The 13,482-nt window shown below is 33.2% G+C and carries 14 protein-coding genes and 1 pseudogene; 12 read left to right on the top strand and 3 right to left on the bottom strand.

Features of this window, described 5'->3' with window-relative positions; genetic code table 11:
• The 9 genes and pseudogenes from ACNKXV_RS00560 to ACNKXV_RS00520 form a co-directional block, all read left to right on the top strand.
• Positions 1–360, top strand: a pseudogene (locus tag ACNKXV_RS00560) (polysaccharide biosynthesis C-terminal domain-containing protein); the annotation flags it as partial.
• A gap of 35 nt (positions 361–395) precedes the next feature.
• Positions 396–1,583, top strand: coding sequence for a UDP-N-acetylglucosamine 4,6-dehydratase (locus ACNKXV_RS00555; RefSeq protein ID WP_417905751.1), 1,188 nt, complete (start codon positions 396–398; stop codon positions 1,581–1,583).
• Entirely contained in the window at positions 1,583–2,731 is a 1,149-nt protein-coding gene (locus ACNKXV_RS00550; protein WP_417905750.1) for a LegC family aminotransferase, read from the top strand. Before ACNKXV_RS00555 ends, ACNKXV_RS00550 begins: the two co-directional genes overlap by 1 nt.
• A 6-nt stretch (positions 2,732–2,737) precedes the next feature.
• Positions 2,738–3,307, top strand: a complete 570-nt coding sequence (locus ACNKXV_RS00545) for an acyltransferase (RefSeq protein WP_417905749.1) — start codon at positions 2,738–2,740, stop codon at positions 3,305–3,307.
• A 16-nt stretch (positions 3,308–3,323) separates the two neighbouring features.
• Entirely contained in the window at positions 3,324–3,743 is a 420-nt protein-coding gene (locus ACNKXV_RS00540) for a MaoC family dehydratase (protein WP_417905748.1), read from the top strand.
• Positions 3,744–4,748, top strand: a complete 1,005-nt coding sequence (neuB, locus tag ACNKXV_RS00535) for an N-acetylneuraminate synthase (protein ID WP_417905747.1) — start codon at positions 3,744–3,746, stop codon at positions 4,746–4,748.
• The gene (gene neuC / locus ACNKXV_RS00530) at positions 4,745–5,896 is read left to right on the top strand and encodes a UDP-N-acetylglucosamine 2-epimerase (RefSeq protein WP_417905746.1); all 1,152 of its coding nucleotides are present in this window, start codon (positions 4,745–4,747) and stop codon (positions 5,894–5,896) included. The genes neuB and neuC overlap by 4 nt, the downstream gene beginning before the upstream one ends.
• A 2-nt stretch (positions 5,897–5,898) precedes the next feature.
• Entirely contained in the window at positions 5,899–6,951 is a 1,053-nt protein-coding gene (locus tag ACNKXV_RS00525; protein ID WP_417905745.1) for a nucleotidyltransferase family protein, read from the top strand.
• A gap of 1 nt (position 6,952) precedes the next feature.
• Entirely contained in the window at positions 6,953–7,633 is a 681-nt protein-coding gene (locus ACNKXV_RS00520; protein ID WP_417905744.1) for an acylneuraminate cytidylyltransferase family protein, read from the top strand.
• Positions 7,634–7,640: 7 nt separating this feature from the next.
• Here ACNKXV_RS00520 and ACNKXV_RS00515 read toward each other — a convergent pair whose 3' ends face one another.
• Positions 7,641–8,669: a hypothetical protein gene (locus tag ACNKXV_RS00515; RefSeq protein ID WP_417905743.1), complete on the bottom strand. Its 1,029-nt coding sequence runs from the start codon at positions 8,667–8,669 to the stop codon at positions 7,641–7,643.
• A gap of 1 nt (position 8,670) precedes the next feature.
• Entirely contained in the window at positions 8,671–10,122 is a 1,452-nt protein-coding gene (locus tag ACNKXV_RS00510; protein WP_417905742.1) for an MBOAT family O-acyltransferase, read from the bottom strand.
• Between the two features lie 166 nt (positions 10,123–10,288).
• Between ACNKXV_RS00510 and ACNKXV_RS00505 the strand changes: the two genes are divergently transcribed.
• Genes ACNKXV_RS00505 through ACNKXV_RS00495 form a run of 3 tightly spaced genes read left to right on the top strand, consistent with a single transcriptional unit; the run spans position 10,289 to position 13,144 of the window.
• The gene (locus tag ACNKXV_RS00505; protein WP_417905741.1) at positions 10,289–11,083 is read left to right on the top strand and encodes a phytanoyl-CoA dioxygenase family protein; all 795 of its coding nucleotides are present in this window, start codon (positions 10,289–10,291) and stop codon (positions 11,081–11,083) included.
• A gap of 31 nt (positions 11,084–11,114) precedes the next feature.
• On the top strand, positions 11,115–12,488 hold the full coding sequence (locus ACNKXV_RS00500) for a hypothetical protein (protein WP_417905740.1): 1,374 nt from the start codon (positions 11,115–11,117) through the stop codon (positions 12,486–12,488).
• Between the two features lie 5 nt (positions 12,489–12,493).
• On the top strand, positions 12,494–13,144 hold the full coding sequence (locus ACNKXV_RS00495) for a hypothetical protein (protein ID WP_417905739.1): 651 nt from the start codon (positions 12,494–12,496) through the stop codon (positions 13,142–13,144).
• 52 nt (positions 13,145–13,196) lie between these two features.
• On the opposite strand, the gene ACNKXV_RS00490 is transcribed toward ACNKXV_RS00495, so the two are convergent.
• The coding region (locus ACNKXV_RS00490; protein ID WP_417905738.1) for a hypothetical protein at positions 13,197–13,482 on the bottom strand (286 nt) is incomplete at its 5' end.

Genomic DNA, 13,482 nt, shown 5'->3' with positions numbered 1-13,482 from the left:
TACGAAAAGCTATTGATTGTAATTGGAATTATAGTAGGGTTGCAATTTGGTATTTTTGGTTTATTATATTCACAGGTAATCGTCAGCTTATTGATATTTTTTATAAATGCTTATAACACAAATAAATTTATAAGTTATTCAGCATGGGAACAAATTAAAGATATTTTTCCTCCTCTATTTTTAGCTGTTATAATTGGTGCTGTGGTCTTTTATATTGATATATTAATTGATGAGTATTTAGATGTATTTCGCATTCTAATTGGAGGAACCGTTGGTCTAATACTTTATATAGGATCTAGTTTGGTATTGAAAATGCAAAGCTATTTACATTTAAAAAATATTATATTAAAAAAGTGGTGAAGGTTAATTAGCCCGCACTTTTTAAAATTATACATATGGAGATTTTAAAGCTTATTGGAAGGCAAAAGCCCTTATTTGAAAAGGATATTGACTTGCACAAGGAAAAACTTAATAGAATTGTATCTGATTCTTCCTTTTTAGTGCTCGGTGCGGCTGGTTCGATTGGTCAGGCGGTCACTAAAGAAATTTTTAAAAGAAATCCTAAAAAATTACACGCTGTTGATATCAGTGAAAATAATATGGTGGAGTTGGTCAGGGATATTCGCAGTTCTATTGGTTATATAGAGGGAGATTTTCAAACCTTTGCTCTTGATATAGGATCCGTTGAATACGATGCTTTTATTCAAGCGGATGGGGAATTTGATTTCGTTCTGAACTTATCTGCTTTAAAACATGTTCGAAGTGAAAAAGATCCGTTTACATTAATGCGAATGATTAATGTAAATATTTTTAATACCGAAAAGACAATTAAACAGTCAATTGAAAAAGGAGTTAAAAAATACTTTTGTGTTTCAACAGATAAAGCCGCAAATCCAGTAAATATGATGGGGGCCTCCAAAAGAATCATGGAAATGTTTCTAATGAGACGGAGTAAAGAAATTTCAATTTCGACCGCAAGATTTGCAAATGTTGCATTTTCAGATGGATCTCTTTTACATGGGTTTAATCAAAGACTTGAAAAAAATCAACCTATAGTAGCTCCTAACGATGTAAGGCGATATTTTGTAACTCCTCAGGAATCCGGCGAACTTTGCTTAATGTCTTGTATTTTTGGGGAAAACAGGGATGTGTTTTTTCCTAAATTGAGTGAAAGCCTTCACTTGATAAAATTTTCTGAAATTGCAATAAAGTTTTTAAAATCTAAAGGATATGATGCTTATGAATGTAAATCTGAAGAAGAAGCCCGCTCCTTAATAGATACACTGCCCCCTAAAGGAAGATGGCCTTGTTTGTTTACTGTTAGTGATACCACTGGTGAAAAAGATTTTGAAGAGTTTTTTACTGAAAACGAAACTCTGGATCTTTCAAAATTTCAAAATTTAGGAATCATCAAGAACAATCTTGAGCTAAATGATGCAAAATTACACTTATTTGAGGGAGCCATAAATGAAATGCTAAAAAAAGGAAATTGGAAAAAAAAGGAAATTGTAGAGTTATTTAATAAAATGATACCAGAATTCGGCCATAAGGAAATGGGTAAATATCTTGATTCTAAAATGTAATGAAGGAAGCTAATTCAGTAATCAAATATATAAGGGAGGTCTATAAATCGAATGATTTCATACCTCTGCATGAACCGCGATTTGTAGGAAATGAAAAAAGATACCTTGAAGAGACTATAGACTCCACCTTTGTATCCTCTTTAGGTAAGTACGTAGATAAATTTGAAGGGATGATGGCTCAGATATCTGAGACTAAAAAAGCTGTGGCTGTTGTTAATGGGACTGCTGGTATTCAAGTAGCTTTAAATTTGGTTGGCGTGCAACCGGGGGACGAGGTGCTTACTCAGTCTTTAACATTTGTTGCAACCGCCAATGCGATATCTTATAATAATGCAACTCCGATATTCCTTGATGTTGATTTGGATGATATGGGTTTGTCACCTTCAGCTTTACAAAATTTTTTAAATACACATGCTGAAAATAGGGAAGGCCATTGCTTTAACAAATTAACAGGGAAAAAAATAGCTGCATGTTTGCCAATGCACACATTCGGATTTCCAGCTAAGATTATAGAAATTGTAAGAATATGTAAGGAGTGGAATATTCCGGTTGTAGAGGATGCTGCAGAGTCATTAGGCAGTCTTTATCAAAACAAATCCACCGGTAGTTTTGGAGACATTGGTGTGTTTTCTTTCAATGGGAATAAAATTGTTACATCCGGGGGGGGCGGTGCCCTTGTAACTAATAATGATAATTTTGGAATCAATGCAAAATATCTTACAACAACAGCAAAAAGGCCACATGCTTATGAATATTTTCACGACCAGTTAGGTTTTAATTTTAGAATGCCAAATCTTAATGCCGCACTTGCCTGCGCGCAATTGGAAAATCTGGATAAATTTTTAAATGATAAAAGAGAACTTGCGGAAATGTATTCTGAGTTTTTCCGAAGTACAAGTATTAAATTCAGGAAGGAATTAGACGATACAAGAGCAAATTATTGGTTAATGGCTGTAGAACTTGAAAATCGTACATCACGAGATCAATTTTTAAAAATCACAAATGAAGCTGGGGTAATGACCAGGCCAATTTGGCAGCTAATGTATCGTCTTCCTATGTATAAAAATTGCTATCGCGATAAACAGGAAAATGCTGAATATCTTGAAGAACGAATTGTAAATATTCCAAGTAGCGTCCGTTTAAATTAAAATAAAATGAGAGAATTCAAAGAAATTGGTGAGAACGTTGAAATTTTCGAACCTATATCCCTGATAAATGAAAGTCAAATAACCATTAAAAATAATAGTCGGCTGAGTGAATTCTCTCTAATTATGGGAGGTTTAGGTATTTATATAGGGAACTATGTACACGTAGCGAATCATGTTTCAATCGCAGGAGGAGGAATTTGTATTTTGGAAGATTTTGTAGGAGTTTGTGCTGGCGTTAGAATTATTACAGGTTCAGATGATATAACCGGAAAGGGTATTCCAAGTCCTTTAGTTTCTGAGGAGTATCGGTCTTTTTACCGCTCACATGTAGTTTGTAAAAAGCATTCCTTCATCGGGACTAATGCAGTAATACATCCCGGAGTCACGATAGGGGAGGGTACAGTGGTAGCTAGTGGAAGTCTTGTTACAAAAGATCTGGAACCCTGGAGTATATATATGGGGTCGCCGGCAAGAAAAATAAGGTCAAGAGACTCAGAGGTTATACTCTCCATGGAGAAGGAAATTTATAAAAAGAATAACATAAAACCCTCTGATTTTACGTACGTTAAATTTTAAAAATTTTTTAGGATTGATGAAAGATATTAAAATCGAAGATTTTGCTGTAGGGCAGTTTGCCAGTGAAGTAAAAACATTTACCGAAAAGGATGTATTAGATTTCTCAAAATTGTCTGGAGATAAGAACCCCATTCATTTTGATAAAGAATATGCAAGAGGTACCAGATTTAAAAAAAGAATTGTTCAAGGACCATTTGTAACTTCACTTTTTGGCGGACTTCTTGGATCTGATCTTCCTGGAGCGGGCACAATTTATATGAATCAAAATACAAATTTTCTTGCTCCAGTGTTTATTGGCGACACTGTCACAGCCACTGTAGAAATTAAGTCTATAAGAAAAGATAAACCTGTAATTAAATTGCGAACTTATGTAAAGCGGGATGAAGAGTTGGTAATTGATGGAGAAGCAACTATATTGTTTTTAAAAGAAGACTAAATGGGAGTTATTATAATTGCAGAAGCAGGGGTTAATCACAATGGAAGTTTAGAAAATGCAAAGAAACTGGTGGATGTTGCAGCAGCTGCAGGGGCTAATTTTGTTAAATTCCAAACATTTAAAACAGAGCTAAACCTTACAAAAAAGGCTAAAAAAGCCGGATATCAGGAAAAAAGTACTGGTACTGGAGAATCACAATATGAGATGGTTAAGAAACTCGAATTGTCATTCGAAAATTTTACTGAAATTAAGCGATATTGTGATGCGCAGGGGATTGGATTTTTATCTACAGGTTTTGATTTCCCAAGTTTAGAGTTTTTGGAAAGCATGGAGCCGACTTTTTATAAAATTCCATCGGGTGAAATTACGAATTTGCCTTATTTAAGAAAAGTCGCGAGCTTTGGAAGAGACGTTATTATGTCTACTGGAATGGCTGATATTAAAGAAATTAAAAAAGCATTTGAAATTCTTCAGGGAGAAGGTCTTAAGAAAGATCAAATTTCGATAGTTCATTGTAATACGGAGTATCCTACACCTATGGAGGATGTGAATTTAAAAGCTATGCTCCATATAAAAAATGAACTAAATACCCACGTCGGTTATTCAGATCATACCTTAGGAATAGAAGTTCCAGTAGCTGCAGTAGCACTTGGGGCTAAAATTATAGAAAAGCATTTTACTTTGGATAAAAATATGCAGGGACCAGATCATGGTGCGTCTTTAGAGCCTCATGAATTAAAAGAAATGGTGGCGGCTATAAGAAATATTGAAAAAGCTATTAGTGGTTCAGGAATAAAGGAGTTGTCTAACTCAGAAAGAAAAAATAAAGATGTTGCCAGGAAGAGTATTGTAGCTTCAACTTTTATTAAAAAAGGAGAGAAATTAACTGAGAATAACCTAACAGTTAAAAGACCGGGTACGGGTTTGAGCCCTATGAGATGGGATGATGTTTTAGGCCTCGTCGCAGCAAGGGATTTTTCGGAAGATGATTTAATTGAATTATGAAAATAACCGTTTTTACCGGAACCCGGGCAGAATATGGTTTGCTAAGACCGCTAATTAAGGAAATTCAGGAAAGTGAAAGTTTAGAACTGCAATTGATTGTGACGGGTATGCACCTGTCTAAAGAATTTGGTTATACGGTTAACGAAATCGTTGCAGATGGTTTTATAATCGCTAAAAAAGTTGAATGTATTGTTTCTTCAGACTCTGCAGGTGGAATAACTAAATCTATAGGCCTGGCTTTAATGGGTTTTGCTGATGCCCTGGATGAATTGAGTCCAGATCTGGTTGTTATTTTAGGTGATAGATCTGAAATGTTGGCGGCAGCTACGGCTTCAATGATTGCAAATATACCTATAGCTCATATTCATGGAGGTGATACAACTGAAGGTGCATACGATGAAGGTATTCGTCATGCGATTACAAAAATGAGTTACTGGCATTTTCCTTCCACTGAAATATATGAAAAAAGAATTATTCAATTAGGGGAAGCGCCGGATAGAGTGTTTAATGTAGGAGCTATAATTCTGGATTCTATTCGGGATCTTAAGTTGCTTGATAAGAGTGAGTTTGAGCAATCCATAGACTTTAAGCTTAACAAGAAAAATATTTTAGTAACTTTTCACCCGGTAACTTTGGAAAATAATTCGGCCAAAAACCAATTTGCTTCAATTTTAGAGTCTTTGGACAATTTAACAGAAACAAATTTAATATTTACCTATGCAAATTCAGACAAAGGAGGGAGGGTGATTAATAAAATGATTGAAGAATATGTTCTGAAAAATAAAGAAAATTCAGTGGCATTTAAATCCTTAGGTCAGCTTCGTTACCTTTCTGCACTGCAATTTATGGATCTGGTCATTGGTAATTCTTCAAGTGGGATTGTAGAAGTTCCTTATTTTAAAATTCCAACGATCAATATTGGTGACCGTCAAAAAGGAAGGGTGGCACCGTTAAGTGTTCTACAAACCAGATGTAATCAAAATGATATTCAGGAATCACTTAAAAAGGCCTATGATCCATCTTTTCTTGAATCTATTAAGGATCAGGAACAGGTGTATGGCAATGGTAATACAACAAAGAAAATTTTAGAAGTTATTTCCAGGCCGGTTAATTCTACTAAAAAACGGTTTTACGATATTAAATTTTAATTATGACTGTAGATACTCTTCTCATATACAAGGACAAATCAATTCTGGAAGCCCTGGAAAAACTAAATAAGATTCTATACTTAAGTGAGGTTAGTAGGTTAATACTTTTTGTTATAGATGATAATAAGAAAGTAATAGGTTCCCTAACCGATGGAGATATTAGAAGGTCCTTAGTTAAAAATGCAGATATTAATCAAAAGGTTTCTGAAGTTTGTAATTCTGAATTCATATTTGAATATGAAAAAGAAGATTATTTAGACTTAAAAACTTATAGAAAAAAGGACATTAAAATTTTACCTATCTTAAATAAAGAAAGGCAATTGCTCAAAATTATAGATTTAGAAAAGACCAAGGCCTCTTTACCTTTAGAATGTATGATCATGGCCGGAGGACGGGGGAAAAGGCTTAGTCCTTTAACTGATTCTATCCCGAAACCGATGCTGCCACTTGGGTCCAAACCTATAATCGAGCATAATATTGATCGTCTAATTTCATTTGGAATTAAAAAATTCTATATTTCGGTTAAATATCTGGGGGAACAAATTCAGGATTACTTTGGCGATGGAAGTAGTAAAGGGGTTACTATCGAATATATTTGGGAAGACCAGCCTTTGGGTACCGCAGGTGCTTTGGCATTAGTGGAGAAGTTTGAAACAGAAAATATTTTGCTAATGAATAGTGACCTGTTTACAAACGTAGATTTTGAAGATCTTTATTTGGATATGGTAAGGCATAATGCACAAATGGCTGTGGCCTCTACAGAATATAAAGTAGATGTGCCGTATGCAGTATTTGAAACGGATAATCATAGTGTGAGGGCATTTCAAGAAAAACCCTCTTACGTATATCATTCCAACGCAGGTATCTATATATTAAATAGAAAACTTATTAATAAGATACCCAAAAACGAATTTTTTGATATCACTACGCTTATGGAAACTTTGGTCGAAGAAGGAGGTAAGTTAATACATAGCCCGATTATTGGCTTTTGGATTGATATTGGTAAACCGATAGATTATAAGCAGGCTCAGGAATTTGTTAAACACATAGAGTAAGATGTTAGTTGTAATTCCAGCAAGAGGTGGTTCTAAAGGGGTTCCTGGAAAAAATATAAAAAGGCTGAATGGAATACCTTTGATTAATTATACCATCAAGGCCGCCAGAGAAGTATTTTTAGATGAGCAAATAATAGTTAGTACAGATTCCTTAGAGATTAAGGCCACCGTTGAAGAAACAGGGTTAAATGTACCATTTTTAAGGCCACGCGGATTAGCATCCGATACTTCTGGAACCCATGAAGTTTTATTACATGCTCTGAATTATGCTGAGGCGAACGGTAAGTACCCGGAGGTAGTAATTCTTCTTCAACCTACTTCGCCATTTAGAACAGATAGACACATACGAGAAGCTCTTGAATTGTATGACTCATCTTTAGATATGATCGTGTCTGTCAAAGAAACAGATGCTAATCCTTACTACGTTTTGCGTGAAGAGAATGCTAAGGGCTATTTAGAAAAATCTAAGGATGGAAATTTTTTAAGGCGCCAAGACTGTCCTAAAGTTTGGGAATTAAATGGGGCAATTTATATAATAAATACTAAGAGTTTAAAACAAAAAAAGCTTGGAGAACTTAAAAAAGTAAAAAAATACGTGATGGACCGCGAATCTTCTCTTGATATTGATACTATGTTAGATTGGGAACTAGCAAAAATTATGGTGAATTCCCAAATTTTTTAAATATGCGTTACTCCCGTAATATTTTTTCGATTCCTTTTTTAGTTAAATGTTTTTCATCAAAGAAGAATTCACCGCCTAAATGATATTTCTTGGGATTGAAAGACCCATAAATTTTTATAGTATGTTTCCTGGAGAAGTCCCTCATAAAATTTTCAACCTCATTAAAAATTTCAAAATTCTCATTTATTACCTCATAAGTTATAGGATGATAAGGTCCTAGAAAAAATTCAATTTCGATATTCCTTTGTTTTAGATGACTTATAAAATGTTGGAATTCATCTATTTTTTCTGGTGACATTTCGGTATAGTGCTTATATCTCCTAATTAATTCCCCAACAGAATATTCCTTTGCTCTTGTTTCAACCTTGCTTTTTGATGCAGATCTAAATTCTTCTCCATAACTAATTGAACCATCATTTAATTTTGTATTTGTTTTATTGTAAAATTTATGAGTGGCAATTGGTTTATCATTATTACCCCATACAGAAAGTAAACTCTTCCAGGATGCTTGAAAATATGATAGTGAAATCAATTGTGAGAAATGTTGCGAATTGTTTTGATTTTCCCTGCCATAAAAATCATAGTAATAAAAGGATATAGCTTCCCAACGATTTCTTTCGCTATTTTCCTTAAATGTCCAGGGGTCTACCCCAATAATAATTTTTTTGGGCAATTTATCGAAACTGGAATATATCTGATAAATTGCTATAAGATCTTGCAAACTAGCTGCACTCACAGAGCTGTTAAAAAAGCTTCTGCCTTTATAATAACTCGAATCTATTAACATCGTTCTACTTGATCCTATTACCAATACATCTGGTGCTTTCTGCTTCCCTTTTACAAGCTCTTCCTGTAAAATCCGTTCGTTATAATTCCTAATATTTGTTACATAATCCCCGTTTTCTAAAATTTTTGTTATTTGTTTTTCATAATCATCGTGAAAGATTTTAGCAGCATCACCAAAGTAGTTTACTCCAATTATTAAAAATAATATTGGCGCTGCTATTATTAGAATTCTTTTGTAAAATGTGAACATGTTAAAATTGAAAATAAATGAACTGGTTGTCACTAAAATTGCCCAAAAACAGGATACTCATTATGATTAAAAAATAAAAGGTAAACCTTAATGGTCTTTTCAAATTATCTCCTATATATTCTATTGCAAATTCTCTTGATCGTCCAAACCATTCAATTATCATAAATAGAATTATTATTATCCCCAAAGTTAAAGCTTCAGTTTTGCCATCAAATTGAGGGATATTAAATATTGATGGGGCGAAAATACCAGAAAAATAATCAATTGCGTGTTCAATACTTTTAGCTCTAAAAAAAATCCAGGCGAAAACGGTAAGGATAAAAGTGCCTCCCATGGCCATAATTTCTTTTAAATTTGGAAGGGTCTTACCTTCTGCAACAAGATCGGTATTTTTTCTGTTTCTCTTCGTTAATAATAATGGCAAAAAGTAAATTGCATTCAAGGCGCCCCAAACAATAAAGGTCCAATTAGCACCATGCCAGAACCCACTTACAATAAATATGATAAAAGTATTTCTAATCTTCATATGGATGCCTCCTTTACTGCCGCCTAACGGAATATATAAATAATCCCGAAACCAGGTTGAAAGAGAAATATGCCATCTTCTCCAAAATTCTGCGATATCTCTTGAAAAATAAGGAAAAGCAAAATTTTTCATCAAATTAAAGCCAAAGAGCCTTGAGGTGCCTATAGCGATATCTGAATATCCTGAAAAATCTCCATATATTTGGAAGGTGAAAAATATTGCACCTAATAATAAAGTGCTCCCTCCATAATCTTCATTATTTGAAAAAAACAAATTAGCGAAATGGGCACAATTATCTGCAATCACAATTTTTTTGAAAAACCCCCATAATATTTGTCTTAGGCCATTAGCAGCTTTGGCATAAGTGAACTTCCTAGGTTTGTAAAATTGGGGTAGAAGATTACTAGCTCGTTCAATAGGCCCTGCAACTAATTGCGGAAAAAATCCAACAAAAGCAGCAAAAGATATTAAATCTTTTGTAGGCTTCAAATTTCCCCGATAAACATCAATAGTATAACTTAATGTTTGAAAGGTATAGAAACTAATGCCTACAGGTAAGATTACTTCAAGCGTATTAAAACCTAAAGTGCTTTGTAAACCGGGTGCTAAATTATATAGGGAATCAATGAAAAAATTATAGTACTTAAAGATCCCTAAAAACCCTAAATTAATAGATATACTGGCCCAAAGCAAAATTTTTCTTTTCGTTACATACAACTCCTTAGAAAGCAGGATGCCAATGCTGTAATCTATAATAGTACTGAAAATTATGAGGGATAAAAATCTGTAATCCCACCAGCCATAAAATACATAACTGGCAACGATTATCAGAAAATTTTGTAATCTTAAATTATGCGAGGTGAAATAAAAATATAAAATAAAAACTATTGGTAGAAAGATGGCAAATTCGAGTGAGTTAAACAGCATTTAAATAAAGGTGCATTTGCGTTTAATGATAAATGTATATTTCCCCAATCACTAAGAAATTTTTTGTGGTATCGGGGGGTAAAATATAAGCTTTTCCTAATTTTTTTCAAATATAACCTCATTACGGTATATTTGAATACCAAATTCTAAATTTTCCCTAACCATTATGAAATTAAATAAGTTAGTAAAATCTGCGAAGGTAGAATTAAATAATGTGCGCCTTAAAATGCTAAATAATTCCACATTTATTTCCTCTCATAAAGAACAGGAAATTGTAGAAAATATTAGATCTAAGGGGTTTTACATATTGGAAAATCACTTTGATAAAAATTGGTGTGAACAAGCTATAACCGAAATCGACAATTTGATTGAGAAATTCCCGGATCAAATATGGAAGGATGCGGCTGATTCAGATTTTCGTCTATTTGGCGCAAATAGAGTAAGTTCCTTTATTAATGAATATTATACTCATCCATTGCTTATTTCTTTATTGCAAACTTACGAGGGAACAAAGATGAAGGACGGTTTTACTTTGGGGGCTAAACTAATTGCAGCAGAGAATAATAAAGGTTCGGGTGGTGGATGGCATCGAGACCATGCGAATGTCAAACAATCAAAATCGATCGTTTATTTAACAGATGTCATTGATGATAATGGGCCTTTTCAATATATCTCAAAAAGCCATAAGTCGTATAATATTTATAAGGATTCCTATAATTATAATTTTGATCAGTTTCAAAATAGGTTTACCGAACAGGAAGTAAATAGATTGATAGAAAAGGAACCTGAAAGACTTAAAACAATCACAGGAGCGGCTGGAACCGTGATACTTACAGATACCAGAGGTATACATAGGGGTAAACCAATTCAAAAAGGAACGAGGTATGCTTTAACAAATTACCTTTGGGCACATTCTAATGTGCCAAAGCATATAGAAAAATCTCTAATCAAGGGAAAATAATTTCCATCTTATTTAAGTTAGTTATTTATCAATGGATAGAGAAAGATTCACTTCACTAATCAATTCTTTTGAAGAGGAATACCCTGTTAATAAATGGGTGAAGAATAATGTTGAATTATGGCCTTTAATAAAAATGAGGCTATTTTTTGGGTTTCATATAAATAATTCAAAAACGCCAACATCAGAAAAATTTACAGAGAGATTAATAAAAATTTTTAAAGGTATATGGCAATTTATTTGTCTATTTTATCCTTTTAATAAATCTATAAGAGTAAAAGATATTTATTGTTTGGCACCTCACTTTAGATATAATTCAGAAACTGTTATTAAAAATAGGTATTTTAATGATTTAATCGATGACGTACAGAAATGTAATTTAGATTTCAGACTTCTGGAATATGGAAATACTTCAAAAGAATACAGGAATAGAATAGATCATTCCAAAAAAACTATTTTTATTGAAAACTTGAAATATGCAGTGTTGTTTTTACGCGAAATTCTTTGGAAGTTAAGAAGTAGAAAAAATCCTGACTGGCCAGATTATGACAAATTTATAGAGGAAGTAAATAGAAATTTTAAGGGGGCAAAAATCGAACAGGACCATATCCTTAAACAATTTATGTATATATCTCTGTTGAAACATATTTATATACTGAAATTTAAAAAATTTGAAGTTGAGAATGTTTACTTATTATGTTATTATGTTTCTGAAATGTACGCAATGAATCTCGCCTGTAATGCACTAGGTATTCCTACCTGGGATATTCAGCACGGAGGGCAAGGAAGTCAGCACATGGCATATACCAACTTTAATAAGATTCCAGATAAAGGCTATGACTTACTACCGAAAAATTTTTGGTGTTGGGATGAAGATTCTGCACGAGAAATAAATAAATGGGCTAAAAATCAGAGCTTTCACAAAGTTTATGTAAAAGGAAACCCCTGGATTAATTTTTGTTTAAAAAATTACGCTATTTCAGAGGCTGTTTCTGAAAAAATTATTCTTTATACTATGCAACCCATTGATGGAATAATTTTAGAAGATTATCTTTTAAATGCAATTAAGAATACTAAACTTGGATACAAATGGTATTTAAGATTACATCCCAGACAATTGGATCAAAAGAGGTTATTGATTTCGGTTTTAAAAGATCATGATCTACTATCAAAAGTTGAAATTGAAAAAGCTACCTTTTATCCACTTCCGGCATTATTAAGTCAATGCCACATTCATATTTCTAAATATTCAGGATCAATTCTTGAAGCTTATTCTATAGGAGTTAAAAGCATAATTATTGATCCACTAGGTCGAGAAAGTTTTCCAAGTGTTGCAAAAAGTGATATTGCAACTTGCGTACTTAATCGAGATCATGAAAGCCTATTAAATCAAATTTATTATTTTTAAAAAACATGAATAATAGTAATTCGGGGTGGTTAAAATTTAAAATTTTTTCCTTTCGTTTTTTAAAGGGAGCCCAAAATAAATTGAAGTATGGTTCATATGGTCCTCAATTTGGGGAACTCATCTATATTAATCCACAAAATCATTCTACTGGATTACCTTTTAAACACAGATCATTCTCTGGCGTAGTTTTGGGAGGTGATTGGGATTTGCAAAAGCAAATAAACATTGAGGAAAGTGTTATTTATAAGGCATGTAGTTCGCACTGGGTTGAAAACGTTCCCTGGGAGGAAACAGGAATATATCAATATATGTTGGATAAAATAGAAAGATTTGGGGGAGAAGTAGATAATTGTACTAACATTAATGATATAATTATTAGATATAGTAAATTGGACAAGCTGTATGAAGAAGTTAAAAAATCTAAACGCTTTAAAACCCAAAGAGAATTAAACTTTTGGAATTTTAATGAACATGGGGGGTTACTTTTTCATATAGATAGAAATAATAATCCAATATATGGAGCAGGAGGGATGCATCGATTCGCTATGGCAAAAGTTTTAGGTTTAAAGGTTATTCCTGCACAATTAGGAGTGGTGCATAAAGAAGCAATTAAATCATGGAAGACACATAAAAAAATTGACGTATTTGAAGAATAGGTGGGTGCAATTGTACAATCTCTATATAACGGTTGGTTATAATATAATATAATTAACTTGGAATATTAGCCTGCCCTGCGCAATTTTGTATTGCCTCCTTTTCATTTTCAGTTATTACCCCTGCTTCCATCCACTCTTTTAATTTGCTGGATATAGTTCTAACGAACTGCCCATGGTTTTTATAGTTAGCAGACTCGATTTGATCAATAATGTCAGATTTAGTATAGCCTCCGCTTCCTGGAATTAGTGAATTATGGACCCTCGTATCGCAATTATCTATCACTATCGTATCCTCTATATTAGAATTATTAAAATCATCATCCAAATCCGGAACCCCG

Source organism: Christiangramia aquimixticola (assembly GCF_048285835.1).
GTDB lineage: Bacteria > Bacteroidota > Bacteroidia > Flavobacteriales > Flavobacteriaceae > Christiangramia > Christiangramia aquimixticola.
This window is presented reverse-complemented; position numbering and strand designations above follow the sequence as displayed.

Bases quoted from the DNA above. Each gene is read 5' to 3' on its own strand.
- ACNKXV_RS00555 (WP_417905751.1), top strand. From the start codon at position 396: ATGGAGATTTTAAAGCTTATTGGAAGGCAAAAGCCCTTATTTGAAAAG.
- ACNKXV_RS00550 (WP_417905750.1), top strand. From the start codon at position 1,583: ATGAAGGAAGCTAATTCAGTAATCAAATATATAAGGGAGGTCTATAAA.
- ACNKXV_RS00545 (WP_417905749.1), top strand. From the start codon at position 2,738: ATGAGAGAATTCAAAGAAATTGGTGAGAACGTTGAAATTTTCGAACCT.
- ACNKXV_RS00540 (WP_417905748.1), top strand. From the start codon at position 3,324: ATGAAAGATATTAAAATCGAAGATTTTGCTGTAGGGCAGTTTGCCAGT.
- neuB (WP_417905747.1), top strand. From the start codon at position 3,744: ATGGGAGTTATTATAATTGCAGAAGCAGGGGTTAATCACAATGGAAGT.
- neuC (WP_417905746.1), top strand. From the start codon at position 4,745: ATGAAAATAACCGTTTTTACCGGAACCCGGGCAGAATATGGTTTGCTA.
- ACNKXV_RS00525 (WP_417905745.1), top strand. From the start codon at position 5,899: ATGACTGTAGATACTCTTCTCATATACAAGGACAAATCAATTCTGGAA.
- ACNKXV_RS00520 (WP_417905744.1), top strand. From the start codon at position 6,953: ATGTTAGTTGTAATTCCAGCAAGAGGTGGTTCTAAAGGGGTTCCTGGA.
- ACNKXV_RS00515 (WP_417905743.1), bottom strand. From the start codon at position 8,669: ATGTTCACATTTTACAAAAGAATTCTAATAATAGCAGCGCCAATATTA.
- ACNKXV_RS00510 (WP_417905742.1), bottom strand. From the start codon at position 10,122: ATGCTGTTTAACTCACTCGAATTTGCCATCTTTCTACCAATAGTTTTT.
- ACNKXV_RS00505 (WP_417905741.1), top strand. From the start codon at position 10,289: ATGAAATTAAATAAGTTAGTAAAATCTGCGAAGGTAGAATTAAATAAT.
- ACNKXV_RS00500 (WP_417905740.1), top strand. From the start codon at position 11,115: ATGGATAGAGAAAGATTCACTTCACTAATCAATTCTTTTGAAGAGGAA.
- ACNKXV_RS00495 (WP_417905739.1), top strand. From the start codon at position 12,494: ATGAATAATAGTAATTCGGGGTGGTTAAAATTTAAAATTTTTTCCTTT.